Raw genomic sequence first — 24178 nt, forward strand, 5'->3', positions numbered from 1 at the left:
GCTCAAAACCCTGTGGCCTTTCAGACTTTGCTTATGCGAATTGAAATCATTACTATTGCAATCCCAACGTTTCCCGGACCACCGCCATGAAGCGCAATGCCGCCGGACTGCCCCTGAGCTACCGCCTGGCCGTGACCTCACGCTGCCTGGCTGCGGTGCTGGGCGGATACCTGCTGGCGTCCATGGCCAGCGTCTGCATCACCCTGCTGGCGCCGTTGCCGCAAGTCGACGCGGCCATGACCGGCATGATGTTGTCGTTCGTCTTCTACCTGCTGGCCTTCATCTGGTGTTTCGCCTGTCGCAGCGCCGCGCTTGCCTGGCTGGGCGTGTTGCTGCCGAGCCTGCTGCTGGCGCTGATCAGCGGGTTCGCCTATTGGCTGAGAAACCCATGAAGGATGGTTTCCGCCAGGCGATGGCCTGGTTGCACACTTGGACCGGGCTTATTTTCGGATGGCTGCTATTCGCTATCTTCCTGACCGGCACGCTGTCGTATTTCAAGGAAGAGATCAGCCACTGGACACAGCCTGAAGTCCGCCGCCACGCACTCGACCCGGTGGCGAGCCTGGGCCTGGCTCAGCGCTACCTGGAGGCCAACGCGGCACATTCCGGCAACTGGATGATCCGCTTGCCCAGCGAGCGCAAAGCCGCGTTGAGCGTCGGTTGGCGTGACCCAGATGGCGGGCGCCGTGGCTTTGTCAGCAAGCAACTCGACGCCCAGACCGGGCAGCCCGTAGAGGCCCGCGACAGCCGCGGCGGCGAATTCTTCTACCGCTTCCACTTCCAGCTGCAGATGCCCTATCCCTGGGGGCGCTGGCTGGCGACCTTCTGCGCCTTCATCATGTTGCTCGGCCTCGTCACCGGGATCATCACCCACAAGAAGATCTTCAAAGAGTTCTTCACCTTCCGCCCCGGCAAGGGTCAGCGCTCGTGGCTGGACGGGCATAACGCCATCGGTGTGCTGGTGTTGCCGTTCCACCTGATGATCAGTTACAGCAGCCTGGTGATCTTCATGTACATGGTGATGCCGGCCAGCATCATGGCCAGCTATGGGGGCAATACCAACGGCTATTTCAACGACCTGTTCGGCCGTGAGGACGTGCCCAAGGTGGCCAACGTCGCTGCGCCACTGGTGCCGTTGGCCAGCTTGTATGCCAAGGTTCAGTCGCAGGCCCCCGGAGCCCGCATGGGATACATCCAGGTCCACAACCTGGGCGACCGCAACGCTCGCGTGAGCTTCGCCCAGGCTTCGGCCGACAGCATCGCCTACAAGCGCAGCGCCAACTGGATGTTCGACGGCAGCACGGGCGAACTGCTGAGCCAAGGGGCACCGGAAAGCGCTGCAATGATGACCTCGTTCAGTTTCGTCGGCCTGCACATGGGCAACTTCGCCGGGCCCTGGTTGCGCTGGCTGTACTTCGTGTTCGGGGTGGCCGGTACTGCGGTGATCGGCACGGGCCTGGTGATGTGGTTTGGCAAGCGCCAGCTCAAGCATGCCAAGCGCGAACGCATGCCCGCCGAGCTGCGCCTGGTCGAGGTGCTCAACATTGCCAGCATCAGTGGCCTGCTGCTCGCGGTGGCCGGCTTTTTCTGGGCCAACCGCTTGCTGCCTGCCGCGCTGCAAGGCCGGGCGGACTGGGAGGTGAACACGTTCTTCGTGGTCTGGCTGTTGTCGCTGGTACATGCCGTGCTGCGTCCCGGGCGTCGCGCCTGGGTCGAGCAGTTGGGGCTTGGGGCGCTGGCCTTTGCCCTGCTGCCGTTGCTCAATGCACTGACCACCGGCCAGGGCCTGAACCACAGCCTGGCCGCCGGCGACTGGGCCATGGCCGGGCTGGACCTCACGGCACTGGGCACCGGTCTGTTCCTGGCCTGGGCCGCAGGCAAGATGCTGCGTGCCCCGAAGGCTGTGGCCAAGCGTGAGCCCCGGGTGGCCAGGGCAACGGCTGAAACGGTCGAGGTGAACGGATGCTGAGCGTCGCCCTGATCGGTTTCGCCGGCTTCGCTGCCTTGTGCCTGGCGATGGAAAGGCACTTCAACGACCTGCTCGGGCGCAAGCCTGCCGCTGGCCAGTTGCGTAGCCTGCGCGTGGCGGGTTGGTCGTTGCTGCTGGCATCGCTGGCGCTGTCGGTGCACCTGCGTGGGTGGGCGCATGGCGTGGTGGAGTGGGTCGCTGTGTCGATGGCCGGGGTGACCCTGTGGGTCTTCGCCTTGCCTTACCAGCCGCGCGTGCTGCTGGGGCTGGCGGCGATCAGCCTGATAGTGGGCCCGCTATTGATCCTGTCTGGCGGATGATGCCTTGATCGAGCCTGACAGCGACGGCACTCGCGCGCGTTTCGTGCAGGTCTTCATGGCCCAGCGCGCACGCATGGAAGCCTTGGTCAGCCGTCGAGTGGGCTGCCGCGCCACGGCATCGGACCTGGTCCAGGAGCTGTTCTTGCGCTTTTGGCGTCGCCCCGAGGTCAAGGTAGAGGCGCTGGACACCTACCTGCTGCGCTGCGCCGGGAATCTGGCCATCGACCACCTGCGCAGTGAAGGCAGCCGCGAGCGTATCGCCGAAGCGTCGCTGCCCCTGGGTGAATGCCTGGCCCAGGCACCGGAGCAGGCGCTGGAGGTCAACCATGACCTGCAGCGCATTGAAGCAGCGCTGCGCGCCTTGCCTGAGCGCACCCGGCAGATCTTTTTGCTCAACCGCATACACGGCTGCACGTATGGCGAGATCGCAAAGGCCATGCAGCTGTCCCAGAGTGCCGTGGAAAAGCATATGATGCGCGCCCTCCAAGCGTGCAAGGCCAGTGTTGCCGAGCCCGCGACCCCGATGGCCAGGCCAGGGAGCGCCCGTCGATGAGCCGTTCAGACTTGACCACTGCTGACCCGTCGCAAGCAGCGCTGCGTTGGCTGGCCACGATCAACGAGCAGCCTGAGGTTGCGCAGAGTGGGGCGTTCAAGCGCTGGTTGCTGGCCGACCCCAGGCACCGTGAAACCTATGCCCAGGCCCAGGCGCTGTGGCACCAGACTGCGGCGCCGGCGGCTCGCCTGGCCGAGGAAGAACACGCAGACCTGCAGCGATACCTGGATGCCATGCCCAAGGCGCCTGTCCCGGCCCGCTGGCGCCGCGCCCGCGCCCTGGCTGTGGCGGCATGCCTGGTGCTGGCCGTGGGTGTTGCGGGGGGCTGGCACCCGGGGTACTGGCTGCAGGACCTGCAAGCCGATTTCAGCAGCACGGACGCCATCCGTCAGGTGACGCTGGCTGACCAGTCGCAGGTGACGCTGGACGCGGGCAGTGCCATTGCTGTCGATTTCCAGCACGGGCAGCGCCAGGTGCGGCTGTTGCATGGCGCTGCATTCTTCAAGGTCACGCACACCGGTGAGCCCTTCGTGGTACAGGCGGCGGGGGGCCAGGTGCGGGTGCTGGGCACGGAGTTCGAAGTGCGGGAGCAGGCCGAGGGTGCACAGGTCACGGTGCGCAACGGTCGAGTGGCGGTCACGCCGGCTCAGGGGCAAGCCGCCCGTGAGCTGACGGCCAACCAGCAACTGGCCTATGCCCGAGGCCTGGCGGGTGAGACTGCGCGTGTGGACAGCGACAGCCGTCTGGCTTGGCGCCAAGGCTGGGTCAACTACTACCAGGCGCCCTTGGCGCAGGTGATCGAAGACCTGGGGCGCTATTACCCGGGGCGCATCGTGCTGGTCGACAACGAGTTGGGGCAGCGCAAGGTCAGCGGCAGTTTCCCGGTGCGCGAGCCACTGGTGGCGCTGGACTCGCTGGGCAAGGTGATGAGGTTCTCGCGGCAGACGCTTCTCGGCCGGTTGACGGTCATCCGGCAAGTGTCGGTCGCGGGAAAATAATGTTCAAAAGCGGGTGAGGTAACAGGACGTGACATCCGTGTAATGAGTGGAAGTGCGATTCATTCGCAGTCATCACCCTCTCACAGGTCAGCGTCCATGAAGTTCACCCACCGTTGCGTCCCCCTCTGGCTTGGTCTTTCTGCGCTTTCTGCCCTGGCTGCTGCCCCTGGTATCTTCGCCGCCGAACAGCTCGAACTGTACAGGTTCGCCCAGCCGAGCCAGCCCTTGCCCCTGGCGCTCAGTGCCTTCAGCCGCGCCACCGGCCAGAGCGTGGTCTACACCTTGGAACTGCCTGCCGTGCAGGCTCCGGCCCTGCAGGGTACGTTCAGCGCCGAACAGGCGCTGCAGCAGTTGCTGGGCAATGCTGGCCTGACGTGGCGCCGGGTCGACGCCCGCACGCTGACGCTCGAACCTGTGGACACCTCCGGTGCGCTCAACCTGCAGGCCACCACGGTGACCTCGCAGATGGACACCTACAGCTACCAACCGCCGGCCAGCGCCTCGATCATGCGTGGCCAGGGCCCGTCCCAGGATATCCCCCAAGCCATCAACGTGGTCCCGGCCCAGGTCATTCGCGACCAGGCCCCGCGCAACCTGGATGATGCCCTGACCAACGTCAGCGGCATCACCCAGGGCAACAATTTCGGTGGCACCTCCGACACGGTGATGAAGCGCGGCTTCGGCGACAACCGCGACGGCTCGATCATGCGCGACGGCATGCCCGTGGTGCAGGGCCGTAGCCTCAATGCGAGCACCGAACGGGTCGAGGTACTCAAGGGGCCAGCTTCGCTGCTTTATGGCATCCAGGACCCGGGCGGGGTGATCAACGTGGTCAGCAAGCGCCCGCAATTGCAGCAGTACAACGCCCTGAACGTGCGCGGCTCGACCTACGGCAGCGGCAAGAATGGCAGCGGCGGCGGTTTCGACAGCACCGGGGCACTGGGCGACAGCCACTTCGCCTACCGCTTGATCGTCGACCATGAAGACGAGGATTACTGGCGTAACTATGGCGTGCACCGCGAATCGCTGGTGGCGCCGTCGCTGGCCTGGCTTGGCGAGGACACCCAGGTGGTGCTGGCCTACGAGCACCGTGAATTTCTCTACCCGTTCGACCGGGGCACCGCCTTCGGCAGCAACGGCCACCCGCTGGACATTCCGGCCACGCGCCGCCTGGATGAACCCTTCAACGACATGGAAGGCCGCTCCGACCTGTATCGCCTGGAGGTCGATCACCAGTTGGCCGACGATTGGAAGCTGCACGTTGGCTACAGCTTCAACCGCGAGACTTACGACGCCAGCCAGGTGCGCGTGACCGGTGTCAACGAAACCAAGGGCACGCTCACACGCAGCATCGATGGCACCCACAACGCCATGAGTCGCGACCAGTTCGCCACCCTCAGCCTCACTGGCAATCTGGAGCTGGCCGGTATGCAGCATGACCTGCTGATGGGCATCGATCACGAAGACCGCAAGGTCTTTCGCGGCGACCTGATTCGGCAGAGCGCGCAATCCTCCTTCAGCTATGTGAACCCGGTCTACGGCCAGGAAGTGGAGGGGAGCACGGTGCGCGCCAGCGACAGTGACCAGACCGACAAGCTGCGCACCGACGCGCTGTTCCTGCAGGACGCAGTGCACCTGGATGAGCACTGGATACTGGTGGCCGGCGCACGCTTTCAGCAGTACGACCAATACGCTGGCCGCGGCCGGCCGTTCAAGGCCAATACCGACACCCGTGGCCAGGCCTGGGTACCGCATGCCGGCATCGTCTACAAGGTCGATGAACAGTTGTCGTTCTATGGCAGTTACAGCGAGTCGTTCAAGCCCAACTCCAGCATTGCCCCGCTGACCGGCGGCGTGGTGCTGGATTCGTCGATTGCGCCCGAAGAGGGCAAATCGTGGGAGCTGGGGGCCAAGCTCGACATGCCCGGCAGCCTGACCGGCACCCTGGCGCTGTTCGACATCACCAAACGCAACGTGCTGGTCGCCAACTTCGACAGCGGTACCGGCGATACGGTCTACAGCAATGCGGGCGAGGTCAGTTCCAGAGGCGTGGAGCTCGACCTCACCGGGCAGCTCAGTGAGCGTTGGAGCCTGATCGGCAGTTATGCCTACTCCGACGCCAAGGTGACCAAGGACCCGGACCTCGAGGGTAACCGCCTGCAGAACGTGGCCAGGCACAGTGGCTCGTTGTCGGCGGTGTACGACTTCGGCAGCCTGTTCGGCGGCGACCGTTTGCGTTTCGGTGCCGGAGCCCGTTATGTCGGCGAGCGCCCGGGCAACTCGACCAATACCTTCGACTTGCCCAGCTACACCGTGGCCGATGCCTTCGCCACCTATGAGACCAAGCTGGACGAGCACAACGTGCGCCTGCAGTTGAACGTGAAGAACCTGTTCGACAAGGTGTACTACAGCTCGGCGGTCAACCAGTACTTCGTCGCCATAGGTGATGCACGCCAGGTGAGCCTGTCGAGTACGTTTGAGTTCTAGTGGCTGAAGGCGGCGCGATAATCGCCAGGTGTCGCGCCGACTGCCTGGCGAAAGCGATTGCTGAAATGGCTGGCACTGGCAAACCCGCACAGCAACGCAACGTCTCCCAACGGCAGCTGCCCCAGGCGCAGCAGCTGGCAGGCCCGATACAAGCGGCGGGCCAGCAGATACTGGTGCGGTGGCACGCCGAAGCTGGTGCGGAACATGCGTGCGAAGTGATACTCGGAGAGGTTGCAACGCACGGCCAACTCACCGAGGGTGATGGGCTGATCCAGGTGTGCCTCGATGTAGTCCACCAGTTGCCGGCGCAGGTTCGGTGCCAACCCGCCTTTGAGGCGTAACCCCTGGCGCGGCCCCACCTGGCTGAGCACGGCGTGATCGACGATCTCGTGTGCCAGGCTGCTGGCCAGCAAGCGCTCGCCTGGCTCCTCCCAGGCCAGGCTGATCAACTGGCGAAAACGCATCGACTGCCGTGGGTCGTCGAGAAACGTCGCTTCCTGCAGTTGCATCTCCCGCGGTTCCCGGTCGAGCAGGCGCACGCAGCCCAGGGCGAACTGCACCTCGCTGATGTACAGGTGCGCCAGGCGCAGCTGCCCATTGACCACCCAGTTGGACTCGTGGCCGGCCGGCATGATGCACAGTTTGCCCGGCGCCCCTTTGTCGGCGGGGCGTTGGCGGCGAAAGGTGCCCGTGCCGTGGGCGATGTAGCACGACAGCGTGTGGTGACTGGGCGCCTGGTAGTCGCGGGCGTCGTCACGGTTGCTCCACAGTGCCGCAGCCAGCCCATCGCCCAGGTGCGCGCTCAGTTCCAGCCTGGCGTGGGGCGAGGCATGCATGGCGTTGAATACGTGCAGCTGGTTCAGTGGGGTCATGGGCGATTCCTCTGTTGCCATCGTACTGCCGATGCGCCGGGGTGGCAGCTCCCTGGGCGTTGAAAAGCGCAAGTTTGTGCAAGCGCACAGCACTGGCCGAAGCGAACACTGATGGCTCTGGCGAGGGCTGCGCCCTCGATCGCCGGCAAGCCAGCGCCCACCAGTGCCGCTTCCAAGCACGGCGGCGAACCTGTGAAGGACAACTTGTCGGCGATGGGCCGCATGGTGCCCCGCAATGCAAGGTCGTATGCCTAAGGAACCCCCCATGAACCTTTCCCTGTACCTGCTCACCGTCCTGATCTGGGGTACCACCTGGATCGCTCTGAAACTGCAATTGGGCGAAGTCGCCATCCCGGTGTCGATCGTCTACCGCTTTGCCTTGGCTGGCCTGATCCTGTTCGCCATCCTGCTGCTTACCCGCCGCCTGCAGCCAATGAATCGGCGCGGTCACCTGTTGTGTCTGGCGCAGGGGCTGTGCCTGTTCTGCGTCAATTTCATGTGTTTCCTCACCGCCAGCCAGTGGATCGCCAGTGGCCTGATCGCCGTGGTGTTCTCCACTGCCACATTGTGGAATGCGCTGAACGCACGGATCTTCTTCGGGCAGAGGGTCGCCAGCAACGTACTCGCTGGCGGCGCGCTTGGCCTTTTGGGGTTGGGCCTGCTGTTCTGGCCGGAGTTGTCGCACCATGCGGCAAGCCGCGAAACGCTTTATGGCCTCGGCCTGGCCTTGCTCGGTACGCTGTGCTTCTCGGCAGGCAACATGCTGTCGAGCATGCAGCAGAAAGCCGGCCTCAAGCCCATGACCACCAATGCGTGGGGGATGGTCTATGGGGCCGCTTTGTTGTCCGTGTATTGCCTGATCAGCGGTATTCCCTTTGCGATGGAGTGGAACACGCGCTATGTCGGCTCGCTGCTGTACCTGGTGATACCGGGCTCGGTGATCGGCTTCACCGCCTACCTGACGTTGGTCGGGCGCATGGGCGCGGAGCGCGCTGCATACTGCACGGTGCTGTTCCCGCTGGTGGCGCTGAATGTGTCGGCGTTTGCCGAAGGCTATCAATGGACAGCCCCTGCGTTGCTCGGGATGGTCGCGGTGATGGCGGGTAATGTGCTGGTGTTTCGCAAGCCGAAGCCCGTGGCTGCTGGTGTGTTGCATGTTGGAGGGGGCATTGGCAACTGTCAGAAATGACAGGTGCGCGTATTTGCAGCATGGCTAAGACTAGGCCGCAAATCGCTGGGGAAACCAATGCCGTCCTCCTTCAGAACACTGTCCTCTACACAGCTTTGGCTAACGTGTTCAGCAGCGTTGCTGTTGCATATCGTCCCGCTGCTGATGGCCGACATGTCAGTCCTGGACGACTACGCGCGCCAATACCTGGCACGCAATGACTGGGTGCAAGACGGTCGGCCGCTGGCCGCCTTGCTCAATGCCGTACTGAGTTTCGGCCCCGCTGCTGTGAACCTTTACCCATTGCCGTTGCTGCTTGCCGTGCTGATTACCGCACACGCGCTGGCCAACCTGGTGCAGCACTGGTTCACGCTACCGACGGTGAGTGCCGTGCTGGTGGTGTTGCCGTTGTGGATGCAGCCCTTCTTCCTGCAGAACCTTTCCTATCAATATGATGGGGCATCGATGGCCTTGTCGCTGGCGTGTAGCCTGTGGGCGATCACCCTTGGCTGCCAATGGTCGAAATCATGGCTCGGCGGCACGTTACTGGTGGCCGCCAGCGCTGCGCTGTACCAACCCGGCCTGAACGTATTCGCGGGTTTGTGTTGCCTGGAAATCATGCGCTTGGTCATGAACGGCAGCCGGTTTGCAATGGTTTGCAAGGTTGCAGCGGTGCGCTTGGGGCAGTTGCTGGTTGGCGTGGGGCTTTTCTATGTGTCCTGCGCCTGGATGGTGCGCAGTGAGCGTACGGCGCTGCTTGCTTTCGACGGGCTGTGGCTGACTGAAATGTCCCAGCGCCTTGCGGCCACGGTGGACGTTGTCAGCGTGTTGGTCACACCCTGGGTTTTCTGGGGGGCCCTTGGTTTGTGCCTGTTGGCGGCATTCTCATTGGGCCGCAAGCTGCAAGCACTGTGGCGTCGTCCCTACGCCTTGAGCGAGCGGCTGGGGTTGGTCGCGGCGTTGCTGTTACCGGTTGCGCTGATACTGCTATGCATTCCAGGCCTCATTCTGTTCCTGGAGCACTTCGACCCCACCGCGCGGGTACTGATGGGCCTGGGTGCCGCGCTGACCATGTTGCTTTACGTGGTGCACGACGCCTTGGCAGCGGTGCCCCGTGTGCGCCTGGTCGTTCTGGCCACCTCGATCGTGTTCATGCTCTCCATGGCCTTTGCGTACGGCCGGGTGCTGATGCTGCAGAAGGCCTTGCACCAAGCAGTCGCCCAGTCCGTTGCCCATGACCTCTCGTCCCAGCCGGAGCTGGCCGCAGCCAGGCATTACTACCTGCTCGGCTATTGGCAGTCCAGGCTTTGGGTGCCTGCTGCCAAAGGTACCTTGGCGCATATGCCAGCGATCGAAGTCATCGATGCGAACCGGTATGTGATGCTGCCAGAAATGCTCCCGCGGGTGGGTATCGACGACCCTCGCACGTTCTACCAGTCGCCGCCGCTGACCCGTCGGGAGGTACTGGCCCGCAGTCCCTCGCCACGGGTCGTGAGCAGGTTCTATGACATCCATTTGGTGGGTGATGCCGCTTATGTGCTGATCAAGCTGCCGCAGGCAACCGGACAGGAGCACTGATCATGGTTCGTTTCGCTCGCTATGGCCTGGTTGGCATCGGTAACACCGCCTTGCACGGTTTGGTGTTCTGGGGGGCGCTGGCGCTGGGGTTGAATCAGGGGCAGAGCAACCTGCTGGCCTTCGCCGTGGCGGCAACCGTGTCCTATCACATCAATGCCCGCTTTACCTTTGCCGTCAGGCCAACGGGGTCGCACTACCTGGTGTTCATGGCCGGCATGGGTGGCATCAGCCTAGTGCTCGGGGCCATCGCCGATTGGGCGCAGTTGTCGCCCTGGTTGACCGTGCTTACGTTTTCAGCCACCAGCCTGATCGTCGGCTACAGCTACTCGCACGCGGTGGTTTTCAAGCGGAGGGAGGCATGAACATTACCCTGGTCGCGCCCCTGTACAACGAGCAGGACACCCTTGAACGCTTTTATCATGCGGTACGCAGCGAGCCGACGCTGCAGGGGGTGACGGTCGAGATCCTGCTGGTCAACGATGGCAGCAGCGATGCCAGCGAGCAGATTTGCACCGAGTTGGCGGCGCGCGATGAATGGGTCACGGTGGTCAACTTCTCGCGCAATTTCGGCAAGGAGTCCGCCCTGTTCGCGGGCCTCGAATACGCCAATGGCGATGCCGTGGTGCCGATCGACGTCGACCTGCAGGACCCTGTAGAGCTGATCGCACAGATGATCGAGCTGTGGCAGCAGGGGGCCGACGTTGTGCTGGCCAAGCGCCGTAGCCGTGCGACCGACACCCGGCTCAAGCGTTGGACTGCACGCCTGTATTACCGCTTGCACAACCGCATCGCCTCGACCCGGATCGAGGAAAACGTCGGTGATTTTCGCCTGTTGGACCGCAAGGTGGTGGCCGCCATCCGCCAGTTGCCGGAGCAGCAGTTGTTCATGAAAGGTGTGTTGTCCTGGGTGGGTTTTCGTACCGAAATCGTCGAGTACGACCGGCCCAAACGTACGGCGGGCAACAGCAAATTCAGCTTCTGGCGGCTATGGAACCTGGCCCTGGATGGCATCACCTCGTTCAGCACGGTGCCTTTGCGGCTATGGAGTTACGTGGGTGGAGGGGTATCGCTGTCGGCGTTCGTGTTTGCGATGTACATGGTGATCGACAAAATGCTGTTCGGAAACGATGTGCCGGGCTACCCGTCGTTGATGACCGCAGTGCTGTTCCTGGGCGGGGTGCAGTTGATCGGCATCGGAATATTGGGCGAATACATAGGGCGGATCTACCAGGAGACCAAGCATCGGCCCCGGTACGTGGTGCGCAAGGTACTGAGGCGGCACAGGCAACCCATGTGAAGGTTGCCTGTGCTGGCCTCTTCGCGGCGAATACGCGTTATCAGCCCTTCCACACCTGTGGGTTCACCAGATCCCGCGGCCGCTCGCCCAGCAGCGCAGCGCGCAGGTTGTCCATTGCCCGGTTGGCCATGGCCTCACGGGTTTCGGCGGTGGCCGAACCGATGTGCGGCAGCGTCAGGGCATTGGGCAGTTTGAACAGCGGCGACTCGCTCAGCGGCTCCTTTTCGTAGACATCCAGGCCCGCGCCGCGAATGGTGCCGTTTTGCAGCGCCTCGACCAGCGCTGCTTCGTCGACCACCGGGCCACGGGCGATGTTGATCAGGAAGGCGCTCGGCTTCATCAGCTTCAGCTCGCGAGCGCCGATCAGCTTGCGGGTGGCGTCGGACAGCGGCACCACGATGCAGACGAAATCGGATTCTGCCAGCAGTTGCTCAAGGCTGCGGTATTGGGCCCCGAGCTCCTGCTCCAGTGCTGGTTTGCGGCTGTTGCCGGCATACAGCACCGGCATGTTGAAACCGAAGCGGCCACGGCGGGCGACGGCCGCGCCGATGTTGCCCAGGCCGACGATGCCCAGCGTCTTGCCGTGCACGTCGCTGCCGAAGTGCGCTGGGCCGACGGTGGCCTGCCATTGGCCGGCCTTGGTCCAGGCGTCCAGTTCGGCCGTGCGCCGTGCGCAGCCCATGATCAGCGAGAAGCCCAGGTCGGCGGTGCTTTCGGTCAGCACGTCAGGCGTGTTGGTCAGGGCGATGCCGCGCTCGTTGAAGTAGTCGACGTCGTAGTTGTCGTAGCCCACCGAGACGCTGGACACCACTTCCAGCTTGGCGGCCCCTTCGAGTTGCGCGCGGCCGAGCTTGCGACCGGCGCCGATCAGGCCGTGGGCTTCGGGCAAGGCTTCATTGAACTGGGCACTGATGTCGCCGAGCTTGGGGTTGGGCACGATCACGTTGAAATCTTGCTGCAGGCGCTCGGCCATGGCCGGGGTTATGCGGCTGAAGGCCAGGACGGTCTTTTTCATCGGGCTACTTCCGGGCAAAAGGTAGAAGCTACAAGTTGCAAGCTACAAGCTGCAAGAGAAAGCAGCGCGTGCACGGCTCTGCTGTTGCTTGCAGCTTGCAGCTTGCAGCTTGCAGCTGCTTCAGTTCGCGATGAGCAACTCGTGGGTTTTCAGGTCCGCTTCGTGGGCTGCGAGAATCTCAGGCAGGGAATTGCGCAGGTACTCCACCCAGGTCTTGATCTTCGCATCCAGATACTGGCGCGACGGGTAGATCGCATACAGGTTCAGCTCCTGCAGCCTGTAGTCCGGCATCACCCGCACCAGGCTGCCATCCCGCAAACCCTCGATGGCCGAGTAGATCGGCAGCACGCCCATGCCCATGCCGCTGCGAATCGCGGTTTTCATCGCGTCGGCAGAATTGACCTGGAACGGCGAACTGGTGATGTTGACCAGCTCCTGGCCCTCCGGGCCGTCGAACAACCACTTTTCCAGCGGGATCACCGGGCTGACCATGCGCAGGCAGGCATGCTGCAGCAGGTCGACCGGCTTGTGCGCGAAGCCGTGCCTGGCCACATAGTCGGGCGAGGCGCAGACGATGCTGTAGGTAATGCCCAGACGCTGCGACACGAAGCCCGAGTCCGGCAGCTCGGTGGCCAGCACGATGGACACGTCATAGCCTTCGTCGAGCAGGTCGGGCACGCGGTTGGCCATGGTCAGGTCGAACGTCACGTCCGGGTGCGACTCGCGGTAGCGGGCGATGGCATCGACCACGAAGTGCTGGCCGACCCCGGTCATCGAGTGCACCTTCAATTGCCCGGCAGGGCGGGCATGCGCATCGCTCGCCTCGGCTTCGGCCTCTTCGACGTAGGTCAGGATCTGTTCACAGCGCATCAGGTAACGCTTGCCCGCCTCGGTCAGGGCGATGCGCCGCGTGGTTCGGTTCAGCAGCCGGGTTTGCAGATGGGCTTCCAGGTTGGAGACCGCCCGCGACACGTTCGCGGTGGTCGTATCCAGTTGCGCCGCAGCAGCAGTGAAACTGCCAAGCTGGGCTACGCAACTGAAAGCACGCATGTTTTGCAGGGTGTCCATGGGTCACTCTCAAGGTAGAGGGCAAATTGTGTCACGAAGTAAGTTGCATGTGCCTTCGACCAAAGCCGGATTATCGCTGTTTTGGTAACAAAGATTCGCAGGAATCCACGCTTATCGCCAGTGCGGCCGCCCCCTAGAATTGCCCAGCCCTCCACCTCTTCCTCGGGAAATCGCAGCTGTGCCGCGTCGCATCATCAGAACGCTTCAGGCGTTCAGTGCCTGTGCCATTAGCCTCACCTTGAGCGGCTGTATCGGAACCTGGGGCATTGCCCCACAAAGCAAGACCCTCCAAGCCAATACCTTGACCACCGACGCAGCCATCCGTGCAGCCGCCAGCGATGCCCACTGGCCCGACCAGCAGTGGTGGCGTGCCTACCATGACCCGCAACTGAACCATTGGCTGGACCTGGCCGTGGCGGGTAGCCCGAGCCTGGCCATGGCCACAGCGCGGGTGCGCGCGGCCAAGGCCATGGCCGGCGTGGTCGAGTCGGCAGAACAGCTGCAGGCCAACGGCCAGGCGTCGCTCAAGCGCCACAACTGGCCTGAAGACTCGTTCTATGGCCCTGGCGCACTGTCGGGTGCCAACACCTGGGACAACAACGCCGCCATCGGCTTCAGCTATGCCCTGGACCTTTGGGGGCGCGAACGCAACGCCAGCGAACAGGCCGTGGACCAGGCACACATGAGCGTGGCCGAGGCCCGCCAGGCGCAACTGGAACTGCAGAACAACGTGGTGCGTGCCTACATTCAGCTGAGCCTGCACTTCGCCCAGCGTGACATCGTCCAGGCCGAGCTCAAGCAGCAGGAGCAGATTCTGGCTTTGGCCAAGCGCCGCCTGGACGGCGGTATCGGTACCCATCTGGAGGTCAGCCAGGCCGAAGCCCCGCTGCCCGAAACCCATCGCCAACTGGACAGCCTCGACGAAGAAATCGCGCTTACCCGCAACCAGCTGGCTGCGCTGGCGGGCAAGGGGCCAGGGGAGGGCGCGCAGATCCAGCGCCCCAGCCTGACCCTTGCCGCCCCTGTGCAGCTGCCGTCTGCGCTGCCGGCCGAGCTGGTCGGCCAGCGCCCCGACGTGGTTGCCAGCCGCTGGCAGGTGGCCGCCCAGGCGCGTGGCATCGACGTCGCTCACGCTGGCTTCTTCCCTAACGTCGACCTGGTCGGCAGCCTGGGCTTCATGGCCACCGGTGGCGGGCCGCTGGAATTTCTCAGCGGGCGCAAGTTCAACTACAACGTCGGGCCGGCCATCAGCCTGCCCATCTTCGACGGCGGCCGCTTGCGCTCGCAGCTGGGGGTGGCTGCGGCGGGCTATGACGTGGCCGTGGCGCGCTACAACCAGACGGTCATTGGCGCGTTGAGGCACATTTCCGACCAGTTGATCCGCCGTGAGTCGATGCAGGAACAGGCGCATTTCGCCGCTGAATCCGTGGCCGCTGCACAGAAGACCTACGACATCGCCATGATCGCCTTCCAGCGGGGCCTGACCGACTACCTCAACGTGCTCAATGCCCAGACCTTGCTGCTGCGCCAGCAGAACGTGCAGCAGCAGGTGCAGGCCGCGCGCCTGATCGCCCATGCCGAGCTGGTGACCGCCCTGGGCGGTGGCCTGCAGGCCGGCAAGGACGTGCCTGAGCAGGAGCGCCAGGCAGCGCCGACCACCCCAGCCAGCCTGGCTGTTTTCGACCGCAAACCGGACCACGCCGAATGAGTGCATCGAGCCTGCCCCTGCGCTGGCTGCACAGCCTGGAATGGCGCCGGGGTTTCTTTGCCTGGGCGCGTACCGACGGGGTGACGTGGGTCTACATCTGCAAGGTGCTGGCCGCTGCGTTCATCACCCTGTGGCTGGCCATGCGCCTGGAGCTGCCACAGCCGCGCACGGCGATGATCACCGTGTTCATCGTCATGCAGCCGCAGAGCGGCCATGTCTTCGCCAAGAGTTTCTACCGGGTGCTCGGCACCCTGGCCGGCTCGGCGATGATGGTGGCGCTGATTGCCCTGTTCGCGCAGAACACTGAGCTGTTCCTGCCCAGCCTGGCGCTGTGGGTGGGCCTGTGTTCGGCGGGCGCCATGCGCTACCGCACCTTTCGCGCCTATGGTTTCGTGCTGGCCGGCTACACCGCGGCCATGACCGGCCTGCCGGTGCTGGAACACCCAGACCAAGCGTTCATGGCGGCCGTGTGGCGGGTGCTGGAGATTGGCTTGGGCATCCTCGTTTCGACCTTCGTCAGCGCCGCGGTCCTGCCGCAGTCGGCCAGCGCCGCCATGCGCAATGCGTTGTACCAGCGTTTTGGCGTGTTCGCCGGGGTCGTGGTCGAGGCCTTGCGTGGTGACAGCCAGCGAGACCGTTTCGAAACCAGCAACGTCAGGTTCGTCGCCGAGGCGGTCGGCCTGGAAAGCCTGCGCAACGTCACCGCCTTCGAAGACCCGCACATGCGCAGGCGCTCTGGCCGCCTGGTGCGCATGAACAGCGAGTTCATGGCCATCACCACGCGCTTCAACGCCCTGCGCCGGTTGCTTGAGCGCCTGCGCGCCCGTGGGCCGCTCACCATCGTCGGGGCCATCGAGCCGGGCCTGAACACCTTGGTCGAGCTGCTTGAGCCCTATGTCGGGCGCGCGCTGACCGATGCCGATGCGCTGCGCCTGACGCTGGAGCTGGCGGCCTACAAAGAGGGCCTGCAGGCTCAGGTACGTGGCCTGCGCGCCGAATACCTGCTGACCGACCCCAGCGAGTCCGACCAGCTCGATTTCCATACCGCTTTCGAGCTGCTCTATCGCTTGGTCGACGAGATGTACAGCTACGCCGAAACCCACGCCTCCCTGGCCGCGCACACGCATGAGCGCGAGCAGTGGGATGAGCCTTACGTGGCTCAGACCAGCTGGCTGGTGTCGCTGGCCGCCGGCCTGCGCGCCTCGGCGGTGCTGTTGCTGCTGGGCAGCTACTGGCTGCTCAGCGACTGGCCAAGTGGGGGCATGATGACCTTGATCGCCACCGTCACCGTAGGCCTGTCGGCGGCTTCGCCGAACCCCAAACGCATGTCGTTCCAAATGGCCTGCGGCACGGCGATCGGGGCGTTCATCGGCTTCTTCGAAACCTTCTTCGTGTTCCCTTGGATCGACGGCTTCGCGCTGCTGTGCATGGTGCTGGCGCCGGTGTTCACGCTGGGTGCCTTCCTGTCTTCGCGGCCTGCCTACGCGGGTTACGGCATAGGCCTGCTGGTGTTCTTCGCCATCGGCTCAGTGCCTAACAACCTGACCGTGTACGACCCTTACACCTTCATCAACGACTACATCGGCATGGTCATCGGTATGTTCGTCTGCGCTGCGGCGGGGGCGATCATCCTGCCGCCCAACAGCCGCTGGTTGTGGAGCCGCCTGGAGCAGGAACTGCGCGAGCAGGTGCTGTTCGCCATCAGCGGTCGCCTGCGCGGCCTGGGCTCGGCGTTCGAAAGCCGCACCCGTGACCTGTTGCACCAGGCCTATGGCCTGGCCGCCGGCAAGCCGCAGGTACAAAGCGAGCTGATGGGCTGGATGTTGACGGTGCTGGAAATCGGCCATGCGGTCATCGAGCTGCGCAAGGAGCAGGCCCGCGCACCCGTCCACCCGGCGTATGCCGAGTCGCAGCCTTGGCGCCAGGCAATTCGTGTCATGGGCCGGGCGCTGGCGCGGCTGTTCCTGCAGCCCAGCGCCAGCAACCACGAGCGCGCGCTGGTGGCCGTCGACCACGCCATCAGCCGTGTGCAGGCCACCGACGAACCCTTCGCCCGGCACTTCGACACCTCGGTGTTGCGCCGCGTGCAGAGCTACCTGCACTTCATCCGTTCCTCCCTGCTCGACCCACAGTCGCCGTTGGCTACGGCGAAAGGATTGCACGATGCTCCGTGAACTCATGCCCCGTGAGATCGCCTTCCATGGCGTGTACATGCCCACCATGACCTTGATGTTCCTGTTCGCCCTGGGCCTGGCCTGGGGCTTGGACCGCTTCATCGCCAGCCATGATGGCTACCGCTTCTTCTGGCACCCGGCGCTGTTGCGCCTGAGCCTGTTCGTCTGCCTGTTCGGCGCCCTGGCGCTGTCGCTCTACCGGTGAGAATCCTTCGATGAAAAAGTTCTTCAGCCTGATTGCCACCTTGCTGGTGCTGACTGCTGCCGTGGTGATCGGTCGCCAGTTGTGGCTGCACTACATGACGACGCCCTGGACCCGCGACGGGCGCGTGCGGGCCGACATCATCAATGTCGCCGCCGACGTGCCCGGTTATGTGGTGGATGTACCGGTCAAGGATAACCAGCGGGTGAAGAAGGGCGACCTGCTGATCCGGATCGACCCCGAGCACTACCAGTTGGCCGTCGACCAAGCCAAGGCGCTGGTCGCCTCGCGCAAGGCCACCTGGGAGATGCGCAAGGTCAACGCCCGGCGCCGTGCCGACATGGACAACCTGGTGATCTCCAAGGAAAACCGCGACGACGCCAGCAACATCGCCAACGCCGCGCTGGCCGACTATCAACAGGCCCAGGCAGCCCTGGCAGCGGCCGAGTTGAACCTCACACGCACCCGCATCGTTGCCACGGTCGATGGCTACGTGACCAACCTGAATATCCACAAAGGTGACTATGCGCGTACCGGTGAGGCGGTGATGGCGGTGGTCGATGAACACTCGTTCTGGGTTTACGGCTTCTTTGAGGAAACCAAGCTGCCGCACGTGAAGGTGGGTGACCAGGCTGAGCTGCAGATGATGAGCGGCGAACGGCTCAAGGGCCATGTGCAGAGCATCGCCCGTGGCATCTACGACCGCGATAACCCGCAGAGCCGCGAGCTGATCGCCGACGTGAACCCGACCTTCAACTGGGTGCGCCTGGCCCAGCGGGTGCCGGTGCGGATACACATCGATGAAGTGCCGGACGGGTTTCTGCTGGCGGCAGGGACGACGTGCACCGTGGTGGTGACGCCGAGCGATGGATGAACGCAGGCCTGTGCGATGTCTAGACTGCCGCCCCGACCAAGACGGGCACTGTGACCCGGTCAATCACCTTCGCACTGACTGACGGGTCCAGCATCCGCCCCAGGCGCGACAGGTGGCGGTGGCCCATGATGATCAGCTCGCACTTGATTTCCTGCGCCTTGGCGACGATGGCCTCGACCGGTTGCCCTGCGACCATGCAGCCTTGGCTGCTGAAGCCGGCCTGCTTGAGCGATGCCACGGCTTCGGCCACGGCACGGTCGCCCAGGCGTTGTTCCTCACAGGCGGCAGGGTATTGTTCCACTTCCTCGGCGGTGTACGGCGCAGGCTTGTCGTGCACGGCGAACGTCGAGTCGATGGCCAGCAATACGTGCAGTTCGTGTTCGTCGGGCCGGCAGTAGCGGCGGGCGAGGGTGAGCAGGGCGGTCGAGGCAGGGGAGGCGTCGATGGCGATCAGGACGGGGCTGGGCATAAGGATCCTCGCTGAAACTGGCTGGTCGGTTGCCTGTACTGGCCCCATCGCCGGCAAGCCGGCGCCCACAAGTTTGGCCTGCCCCCGGGTAGTTGGACACCCATCCAATGTCCCGGGGCAGTCCCCACCCCTGTGGGAGCCGGCTTGCCGGCGATAGGGCCGGTACAGTCACAGCCTTACTTGTGGCTCATCAGGCCATGGAAATAAATGCGCTACCACGCACGAGCGCATTGCGTCTGGTGCAATCGTGCGACCTGCTAACATCGCGTTCCCACAACCGCCACGGAAATCGGCCATGCCACTCCCGGACATGAACCTGCTCGTCGCCCTCGACGCCCTGCTCGATGAAGGCAGTGTGGTCGGCGCGGCGCAGCGCATGAACCTCAGCCCGGCGGCAATGAGCCGGACCCTCGGGCGTATCCGCGATGCCTTGGGCGATCCGATCCTGGTGCGCGCCGGCCGTGGCCTGGTACCGACACCTCGGGCGCTGGCCCTGCGCGAGCAGGTGGCGGCGCTGGTGGAGCAGGCCGGTGAGGTGTTCCGCAGTGCTGCAGAGGTGGATCTACCCAAGCTCGACCGAGCCTTCAACATCCGCACCAATGACCTGTTCATCGCCCTGTATGGTGCCCTGCTGTTGCGCCGCATGCACGAGCAGGCCCCGCGCACGGTACTGCGCTTCGTGCCGGAGAGCCCCGGTGGTGATGACGACAGCATCCTGCGCGATGGGCGCACCGACCTGATCATCAGCTCGACCGTCGACCTGGGCCCGGAAATCAAGGTGCAGAGCCTGTTCCAGACCTACTACGTGGGGTTGGCGCGGCGCGACCATCCGATCTTCGACCAGCCGATCACCGCGCAGAGTTTTGCCGGTTATCCACAGATCAGCGTGTCCCGGCGTGGCCGCGCTAACGGGCCGATCGATGTCGAGCTGGCCAACTTCAAGGTGCAACGGCGGGTGGCGCTGATTACGCCGAGCTTCCACTCGGCGTTGTTCTCGCTGCCCGATTCGGACCTGATCCTGCCGATGCCCGCCAATATTCTCAACAGTGTGCACAAGCTCGGCTTGCCGTTGCGCTCGTTCGAGATTCCGGTGCCGCTGGAACGGGTGACCGTGCTGCAGGCCTGGCACCCGCGTTATCACAACGATCCGGCGCACCGCTGGTTGCGGCAGATCTTGAAAGCCTGTTGCAGTGTCGATCCGTAAACCCGCAGCGTTTTGTGGCGCTTCGCGTGGATTGCGTCACACGCAATATAGAACTGCCGATAAGTCAGTTTTCGTAAGCATTCGACTTTCTTAGACTTGCTCCAGCCATAAAATTGTTGCTGGAGTTGTCTACCCATGAGTTCCCTGTCCGCCCCTGCCACCGCGATCGCCGCCGCCCCCGCGCCGGCAGCGCCCGTGCAGTCGGCGTTCGGCCTGCGCGTGGTGGTCGGGCTGTTCGGCGTGTTGCTGGCGGTGCTGTGCGCCGGCCTCAACGAATCGGTGACCAAGATCTCCCTGGCTGATATCCGCGGGGCCATGGGCATCGGCGCCGACGAGGGCGCCTGGCTGCTGGCGGTTTACAGCGCCGCCTCGGTCTCGGCCATGGCCTTCGCGCCCTGGCTGGCCACTACCTTCTCCTTGCGCCGCTTCACCCTGAGCGCGGTTGGGATGTTCGCGCTGCTTGGATTGCTGCAGCCCTTCGCCCCCAACCTGCACAGCCTCATGCTGCTGCGCATCCTCCAGGGCTTTGCATCGGGCGCCTTGCCACCGATGCTCATGAGCGTGGCGCTGCGTTTCCTGCCGCCGGGCATCAAGGTGTACGGGTTGGCCTGCTATGCCCTGACCGCCACCTTCGGCCCGAACCTTGGCACGCCGTTGGCCGGGCTGTGGACCGAATATGTCGGTTGGCAGTGGGCGTTCTGGCAGATCATCTTGCCCTCGGCACTGGCCATGTTCTGTGTCGGCTGGGGCTTGCCCCAGGACCCGCTGCGCCTTGAGCGCTTCAAGCAGTTCGATTGGCGCGGGGTGCTGCTGGGGCTGCCGGCCATCAGCTGCATGGTCCTGGGCCTGTCGCTTGGGGACCGCTGGGGCTGGTTCGATTCGCCGCTGATCTGCTGGCTGCTGGGCGGGGGTGCGCTGTTGCTGGTGCTGTTCCTGTACAACGAATGGTCCGAGCCGTTGCCGTTCTTCCAGTTGCGCATGCTGTCGCGGCGCAACCTGAGCTTTGCGCTGGTCACCTTGGCCGGCGTGCTGGTGGTGCTTTCCGGCGTGGGCAGCATCCCCTCCGCGTACCTTGCACAAATCCAAGGGTATCGCCCGGCGCAAACCAGCCCGCTGATGATGCTGGTGGCCATGCCGCAACTGATTGCCCTGCCGCTCACGGCGGCACTGTGCAACCTGCGCGCAGTGGACTGCCGCTGGGTGCTGGCCACGGGGCTGGCGCTGCTGGCGCTGTCGTGCATCGGTAGCAGCCTGCTGACTGGCCAATGGATACGCGGTGATTTCTACCCGTTCTACCTGCTTCAGGTGTTCGGCCAACCGATGGCGGTCCTGCCGCTGCTGATGCTCTCCACCAACGGCATGAGCCCGCAGGAAGGCCCATTCGCTTCCGCCTGGTTCAACACCGTCAAAGGGCTCGCCGCAGTGATCGCCGGTGGCCTGCTCGATGCCCTTGGCACGCTGCGCCGGCACTTTCATTCCAACCACCTGGTGGACAGTCTGGGCAACGCCCCGCTGATCGATGACAACGCTGCGGGCCTTGCCAAGCGTATTCATGACCAGGCGCTGGTGCTGACTTCGGCCGACCTTTACCTGGTCATGGCCGGTATCGCCGTGGCGCTGATCTGCCTGATTCCTTTCGTGCCTACCCGGGTCTACCCACCGCGCGCGGTGGCCTGAGCCCGGATGAATTCGAGATCGCTGAAAATGACCAACAAGCGCAAGACAATCGTGATCGGCTCGGTACTCGCCGTGGCCGTGCTGGCGGGTATCGTCGGCCCCTGGGTGCTCGGCAGTGACCACCGGCAACGTACCAACGACGCCTACGTGATCGCCGATTACACCGTGGTGGCACCCAAGGTGGCCGGCTTCGTCAAGCAGGTGCTGGTCGAAGACAACCAGCAGGTGCAGGCCGGCCAGTTGCTGGCGACCATCGATGCACGGGACTACCAGGCCGCACTGGATGCCGCGCAGGCCCAGCTGCTGGTGGCCAAGGCGCAAAGTGCCGATGCGCGTGCCACCTTGGAACGCCAGGCGGCATTGATTGCCCAGGCTGAGGCGGCGGTGAAGGCGGCGCAGGCCGAAGCATCGTTCGCCGACCACGAGGTCAAACGCTACAGCCGCCTCGCCGAGCAGGGCGCCGGCACCGTGCAGAATGCCCAGCAGGCGCGCAGCCGGGTCGACCAGGCCCGCGCACGGCTGGCCAATACCCAGGCTGCATTGGTCGCCGCGCGCAAGCAGGTGGACATCCTCAGCGCTCAGGTCGCCAGCGCCGATGGGCAGTTGAAGCGTGCCGAAGCGGGCCTTGAAAAAGCTCAGCTGGACCTGTCCTACACCCGCATTACCGCGCCGGTGGATGGCATGGTCGGTGAGCGTGCCCTGCGCGTGGGTGCCTTCGTCAACCCGGGCGCGCGCCTGCTGTCGGTGGTGCCCTTGCAGCAGGCCTATGTGGTGGGCAACTTCCAGGAAACCCAGTTGACCCATGTGCAGCCGGGGCAGCCGGTCAGTATCAGCGTCGATACCTTTGCCGGTGAAACCCTCAAGGGCCATGTGCAAAGCATTGCCCCCGCCACTGGCGTGACCTTCGCGGCAGTGAAACCCGACAACGCCACCGGCAACTTCACCAAGGTGGTGCAGCGTATCCCGGTGAAAATCGTCTTCGATGACGGCCAGCCGTTACTCGCGCGCTTGCGTGTGGGCATGTCGGTGGAAGCGACCATCGACACCCGTGGTGACAGGCTCAGTGGCAACGAGGTAAGTGCACGATGAAATCGGCATTACGCTTGAGCCCTTTGCTGCTGGCCGTGCTGATGGCTGGCTGCACCCTTGGCCCGGACTTCGAGCGCCCGGACAGCCAGGCCCCTCAACAATGGCCATCGCTGCAGGGCCAGGCGGCACCCAGCCAGGCGCAGGCAGAACCGCTTGAACTTCGTTGGTGGGAAACCTTCCACGATGCACGCCTGAGTGCGCTGATCCAGCAGGTGGCCGAGCGTAACCTGGACCTGCAGATCGCCAGTGCGCGACTGCTGCAAAGCCGCGCCTTGCGCAGCACGGTGGCTGCCGACCAGGCGCCGTCGGTCGATGTGGATGCCGGCTACAGCCGCGCCCGTAACAGTGCCGAAGGCCTCAACGACCCGTCTGGCAATGCCGGCAAGTCGGCGTTCAACCTGTGGCAGGGCGACCTGGTCGCCGGTTGGGAACTGGACCTCTGGGGCCGGGTGCGCCGGCAGGTGGAGGCTGCCGACGCCACGGTGCAAGTGGCCGAGAACGACCGGCGCGGTGTGCTCCTGGCGCTGTTGTCGGAAACCGCGGGCAACTACATCCAGTTGCGTGCCGTGCAGCACACGCTCGATGTCACCCGTGACAACCTGAAGGTCGCCCAGCACAGCCTGAAGCTGTCCCAGGACCGCCAGGCCGAGGGTGTCGCCACCCGGCTCGACGTGGCCCAGGCCAGCGCCCAGGTAGCCTCGATCGAGGCCCGTCTGCCCAGCCTCGAGGCCCGGCGCGATGACCTGATCAACGCGCTGAGCCTGCTGGCGGCCGAACCGCCACGCAGTTTGCAGGCACAGTTGCTTGAGGGTGGAGAGCTGCCTGCGCCGCAGCAGCAATTCGCGATCGGTTTGCCGTCCGAGCTGGCCGAGCGCCGTCCAGACATCCGTCAGGCCGAGGCCCGGCTGCATGCGGCCACTGCCAGCATTGGCGTGGCCAAGGCGGATTTCTACCCCAGCATCCGGCTGTCCGGCAGCGTCGGCTTCCAGGCCATGCAACTGTCGGACTTCGGCGCCTGGGACTCGCGCCGCTTTGCCTTCGGCCCGCAGCTGTCGTTGCCGATCTTCGAGGGTGGCCGGCTCAAGGGCACCCTGGCGCTGCGTGAGGCGCAGCAGCAGGAGGCGGCGCTCAACTACCGCAAGGTGGTGCTCGGTGCCTGGCATGAGATCGACGATGTGCTGCGCCTGTACAACGCCAGCCAACTGCGCCGTGATCACTTGGCCGAAGCGGTGCGGCAGAACCGCATCGCCCTGGAAACCGCCCAGCGCCAGTACGTGGAAGGCGCGGTGGACTTTCTCAATGTGCTGACGGTGCAGAGTGCGTTGCTTGCCAGTGAAGAGCAGTGGATCGACAGTTCGGCGGCGGTATCGCAGGCGTTGGTCGGGCTGTACAAGGCTTTGGGTGGTGGCTGGCAGGCGTTCGACGGGCAGCCGACGAACAAGGTGTGATCAAGCGG

22 protein-coding genes are annotated in these 24178 nt (G+C 64.4%); 18 read left to right on the forward strand and 4 right to left on the reverse strand.

Features of this window, described 5'->3' with window-relative positions; all coding sequences use genetic code 11:
- Nucleotides 1–86: 86 nt before the first annotated feature.
- From JNA92_RS21735 to JNA92_RS21760, 6 genes are all read left to right on the forward strand, one after another.
- On the forward strand, nucleotides 87–392 hold the full coding sequence (locus tag JNA92_RS21735) for a DUF3649 domain-containing protein (protein ID WP_241806586.1): 306 nt from the start codon (nucleotides 87–89) through the stop codon (nucleotides 390–392).
- Nucleotides 389–1969, forward strand: a complete 1581-nt coding sequence (locus JNA92_RS21740; protein ID WP_241806587.1) for a PepSY-associated TM helix domain-containing protein — start codon at nucleotides 389–391, stop codon at nucleotides 1967–1969. Before JNA92_RS21735 ends, JNA92_RS21740 begins: the two co-directional genes overlap by 4 nt.
- Nucleotides 1963–2289: a DUF3325 domain-containing protein gene (locus JNA92_RS21745; RefSeq protein ID WP_241806588.1), complete on the forward strand. Its 327-nt coding sequence runs from the start codon at nucleotides 1963–1965 to the stop codon at nucleotides 2287–2289. The genes JNA92_RS21740 and JNA92_RS21745 overlap by 7 nt, the downstream gene beginning before the upstream one ends.
- Nucleotides 2290–2344: 55 nt before the next feature.
- Nucleotides 2345–2842, forward strand: a complete 498-nt coding sequence (locus tag JNA92_RS21750) for an RNA polymerase sigma factor (protein WP_431312478.1) — start codon at nucleotides 2345–2347, stop codon at nucleotides 2840–2842.
- Nucleotides 2839–3840, forward strand: coding sequence for a FecR family protein (locus tag JNA92_RS21755; RefSeq protein WP_241806589.1), 1002 nt, complete (start codon nucleotides 2839–2841; stop codon nucleotides 3838–3840). The genes JNA92_RS21750 and JNA92_RS21755 overlap by 4 nt, the downstream gene beginning before the upstream one ends.
- A 96-nt stretch (nucleotides 3841–3936) precedes the next feature.
- Entirely contained in the window at nucleotides 3937–6327 is a 2391-nt protein-coding gene (locus tag JNA92_RS21760) for a TonB-dependent siderophore receptor (protein ID WP_241806590.1), read from the forward strand.
- Here the strand turns inward: JNA92_RS21760 and JNA92_RS21765 are convergent.
- Nucleotides 6324–7199, reverse strand: coding sequence for an AraC family transcriptional regulator (locus JNA92_RS21765; protein ID WP_241806591.1), 876 nt, complete (start codon nucleotides 7197–7199; stop codon nucleotides 6324–6326). The genes JNA92_RS21760 and JNA92_RS21765 overlap by 4 nt on opposite strands.
- Before the next feature lie 265 nt (nucleotides 7200–7464).
- Here JNA92_RS21765 and JNA92_RS21770 point away from each other — a divergent pair, with 265 nt between their 5' ends.
- The 4 genes from JNA92_RS21770 (at nucleotide 7465) to JNA92_RS21785 (ending at nucleotide 11242) form a co-directional block, all read left to right on the forward strand.
- Nucleotides 7465–8388: a DMT family transporter gene (locus JNA92_RS21770; protein ID WP_241806592.1), complete on the forward strand. Its 924-nt coding sequence runs from the start codon at nucleotides 7465–7467 to the stop codon at nucleotides 8386–8388.
- Nucleotides 8389–8511: 123 nt separating this feature from the next.
- Nucleotides 8512–9945: a glucosyltransferase domain-containing protein gene (locus JNA92_RS21775; RefSeq protein WP_241806593.1), complete on the forward strand. Its 1434-nt coding sequence runs from the start codon at nucleotides 8512–8514 to the stop codon at nucleotides 9943–9945.
- 2 nt (nucleotides 9946–9947) lie between these two features.
- Nucleotides 9948–10307 carry a GtrA family protein gene (locus JNA92_RS21780; protein ID WP_241806594.1) on the forward strand — a complete coding sequence of 120 codons (360 nt, stop codon included), beginning with the start codon at nucleotides 9948–9950 and terminating at the stop codon, nucleotides 10305–10307.
- A complete protein-coding gene (locus JNA92_RS21785) occupies nucleotides 10304–11242 on the forward strand; it encodes a glycosyltransferase family 2 protein (RefSeq protein WP_241806595.1) in 939 nt (312 codons plus the stop codon). The genes JNA92_RS21780 and JNA92_RS21785 overlap by 4 nt, the downstream gene beginning before the upstream one ends.
- A 40-nt stretch (nucleotides 11243–11282) precedes the next feature.
- On the opposite strand, the gene JNA92_RS21790 is transcribed toward JNA92_RS21785, so the two are convergent.
- The gene (locus JNA92_RS21790; protein ID WP_241806596.1) at nucleotides 11283–12257 is read right to left on the reverse strand and encodes a 2-hydroxyacid dehydrogenase; all 975 of its coding nucleotides are present in this window, start codon (nucleotides 12255–12257) and stop codon (nucleotides 11283–11285) included.
- Between the two features lie 120 nt (nucleotides 12258–12377).
- Complete coding sequence (locus JNA92_RS21795; RefSeq protein ID WP_241806597.1) at nucleotides 12378–13325, reverse strand: LysR family transcriptional regulator; 948 nt, start codon at nucleotides 13323–13325, stop codon at nucleotides 12378–12380.
- A gap of 178 nt (nucleotides 13326–13503) precedes the next feature.
- Here JNA92_RS21795 and JNA92_RS21800 point away from each other — a divergent pair, with 178 nt between their 5' ends.
- From JNA92_RS21800 to JNA92_RS21815, 4 genes are read left to right on the forward strand one after another with little or no spacing between them, the layout of a single operon-like run.
- Nucleotides 13504–15033 (forward strand): efflux transporter outer membrane subunit, encoded by a 1530-nt coding sequence (locus tag JNA92_RS21800; RefSeq protein ID WP_241806598.1) that lies wholly within the window; start codon nucleotides 13504–13506, stop codon nucleotides 15031–15033.
- Entirely contained in the window at nucleotides 15030–17207 is a 2178-nt protein-coding gene (locus tag JNA92_RS21805; RefSeq protein WP_241806599.1) for an FUSC family protein, read from the forward strand. The genes JNA92_RS21800 and JNA92_RS21805 overlap by 4 nt, the downstream gene beginning before the upstream one ends.
- Before the next feature lie 4 nt (nucleotides 17208–17211).
- Entirely contained in the window at nucleotides 17212–17412 is a 201-nt protein-coding gene (locus JNA92_RS21810; protein WP_241806649.1) for a DUF1656 domain-containing protein, read from the forward strand.
- A gap of 10 nt (nucleotides 17413–17422) precedes the next feature.
- Nucleotides 17423–18283: an efflux RND transporter periplasmic adaptor subunit gene (locus tag JNA92_RS21815; protein WP_241806600.1), complete on the forward strand. Its 861-nt coding sequence runs from the start codon at nucleotides 17423–17425 to the stop codon at nucleotides 18281–18283.
- Between the two features lie 19 nt (nucleotides 18284–18302).
- On the opposite strand, the gene JNA92_RS21820 is transcribed toward JNA92_RS21815, so the two are convergent.
- Nucleotides 18303–18752, reverse strand: a complete 450-nt coding sequence (locus JNA92_RS21820) for a universal stress protein (RefSeq protein ID WP_241806601.1) — start codon at nucleotides 18750–18752, stop codon at nucleotides 18303–18305.
- A gap of 295 nt (nucleotides 18753–19047) precedes the next feature.
- Between JNA92_RS21820 and JNA92_RS21825 the strand changes: the two genes are divergently transcribed.
- From JNA92_RS21825 to JNA92_RS21840, 4 genes are all read left to right on the forward strand, one after another.
- Complete coding sequence (locus JNA92_RS21825) at nucleotides 19048–19956, forward strand: LysR family transcriptional regulator (protein WP_241806602.1); 909 nt, start codon at nucleotides 19048–19050, stop codon at nucleotides 19954–19956.
- Between the two features lie 135 nt (nucleotides 19957–20091).
- Entirely contained in the window at nucleotides 20092–21633 is a 1542-nt protein-coding gene (locus JNA92_RS21830; protein WP_241806603.1) for an MFS transporter, read from the forward strand.
- A gap of 27 nt (nucleotides 21634–21660) precedes the next feature.
- Complete coding sequence (locus JNA92_RS21835; protein WP_241806650.1) at nucleotides 21661–22722, forward strand: HlyD family secretion protein; 1062 nt, start codon at nucleotides 21661–21663, stop codon at nucleotides 22720–22722.
- Nucleotides 22719–24170 carry an efflux transporter outer membrane subunit gene (locus JNA92_RS21840; protein WP_241806604.1) on the forward strand — a complete coding sequence of 484 codons (1452 nt, stop codon included), beginning with the start codon at nucleotides 22719–22721 and terminating at the stop codon, nucleotides 24168–24170. Before JNA92_RS21835 ends, JNA92_RS21840 begins: the two co-directional genes overlap by 4 nt.
- Nucleotides 24171–24178 lie beyond the last annotated feature (8 nt).

The sequence above is a fragment of the Pseudomonas putida genome (genome assembly GCF_022627325.1).
Classification (GTDB): Bacteria; Pseudomonadota; Gammaproteobacteria; order Pseudomonadales; family Pseudomonadaceae; genus Aquipseudomonas; species Aquipseudomonas putida_X.

Excerpts from the sequence above, each read along its gene's own strand:
- JNA92_RS21835 (WP_241806650.1), top strand. The coding sequence starts at position 21,661 with ATGACCAACAAGCGCAAGACAATCGTGATCGGCTCGGTACTCGCCGTG.
- JNA92_RS21760 (WP_241806590.1), top strand. The coding sequence starts at position 3,937 with ATGAAGTTCACCCACCGTTGCGTCCCCCTCTGGCTTGGTCTTTCTGCG.
- JNA92_RS21735 (WP_241806586.1), top strand. The coding sequence starts at position 87 with ATGAAGCGCAATGCCGCCGGACTGCCCCTGAGCTACCGCCTGGCCGTG.
- JNA92_RS21815 (WP_241806600.1), top strand. The coding sequence starts at position 17,423 with ATGAAAAAGTTCTTCAGCCTGATTGCCACCTTGCTGGTGCTGACTGCT.
- JNA92_RS21740 (WP_241806587.1), top strand. The coding sequence starts at position 389 with ATGAAGGATGGTTTCCGCCAGGCGATGGCCTGGTTGCACACTTGGACC.
- JNA92_RS21840 (WP_241806604.1), top strand. The coding sequence starts at position 22,719 with ATGAAATCGGCATTACGCTTGAGCCCTTTGCTGCTGGCCGTGCTGATG.
- JNA92_RS21770 (WP_241806592.1), top strand. The coding sequence starts at position 7,465 with ATGAACCTTTCCCTGTACCTGCTCACCGTCCTGATCTGGGGTACCACC.
- JNA92_RS21780 (WP_241806594.1), top strand. The coding sequence starts at position 9,948 with ATGGTTCGTTTCGCTCGCTATGGCCTGGTTGGCATCGGTAACACCGCC.
- JNA92_RS21825 (WP_241806602.1), top strand. The coding sequence starts at position 19,048 with ATGCCACTCCCGGACATGAACCTGCTCGTCGCCCTCGACGCCCTGCTC.
- JNA92_RS21790 (WP_241806596.1), bottom strand. The coding sequence starts at position 12,257 with ATGAAAAAGACCGTCCTGGCCTTCAGCCGCATAACCCCGGCCATGGCC.
- JNA92_RS21820 (WP_241806601.1), bottom strand. The coding sequence starts at position 18,752 with ATGCCCAGCCCCGTCCTGATCGCCATCGACGCCTCCCCTGCCTCGACC.
- JNA92_RS21765 (WP_241806591.1), bottom strand. The coding sequence starts at position 7,199 with ATGACCCCACTGAACCAGCTGCACGTATTCAACGCCATGCATGCCTCG.
- JNA92_RS21830 (WP_241806603.1), top strand. The coding sequence starts at position 20,092 with ATGAGTTCCCTGTCCGCCCCTGCCACCGCGATCGCCGCCGCCCCCGCG.
- JNA92_RS21810 (WP_241806649.1), top strand. The coding sequence starts at position 17,212 with ATGCCCCGTGAGATCGCCTTCCATGGCGTGTACATGCCCACCATGACC.
- JNA92_RS21785 (WP_241806595.1), top strand. The coding sequence starts at position 10,304 with ATGAACATTACCCTGGTCGCGCCCCTGTACAACGAGCAGGACACCCTT.
- JNA92_RS21750 (WP_431312478.1), top strand. The coding sequence starts at position 2,345 with ATGGCCCAGCGCGCACGCATGGAAGCCTTGGTCAGCCGTCGAGTGGGC.
- JNA92_RS21795 (WP_241806597.1), bottom strand. The coding sequence starts at position 13,325 with ATGGACACCCTGCAAAACATGCGTGCTTTCAGTTGCGTAGCCCAGCTT.
- JNA92_RS21745 (WP_241806588.1), top strand. The coding sequence starts at position 1,963 with ATGCTGAGCGTCGCCCTGATCGGTTTCGCCGGCTTCGCTGCCTTGTGC.
- JNA92_RS21755 (WP_241806589.1), top strand. The coding sequence starts at position 2,839 with ATGAGCCGTTCAGACTTGACCACTGCTGACCCGTCGCAAGCAGCGCTG.
- JNA92_RS21805 (WP_241806599.1), top strand. The coding sequence starts at position 15,030 with ATGAGTGCATCGAGCCTGCCCCTGCGCTGGCTGCACAGCCTGGAATGG.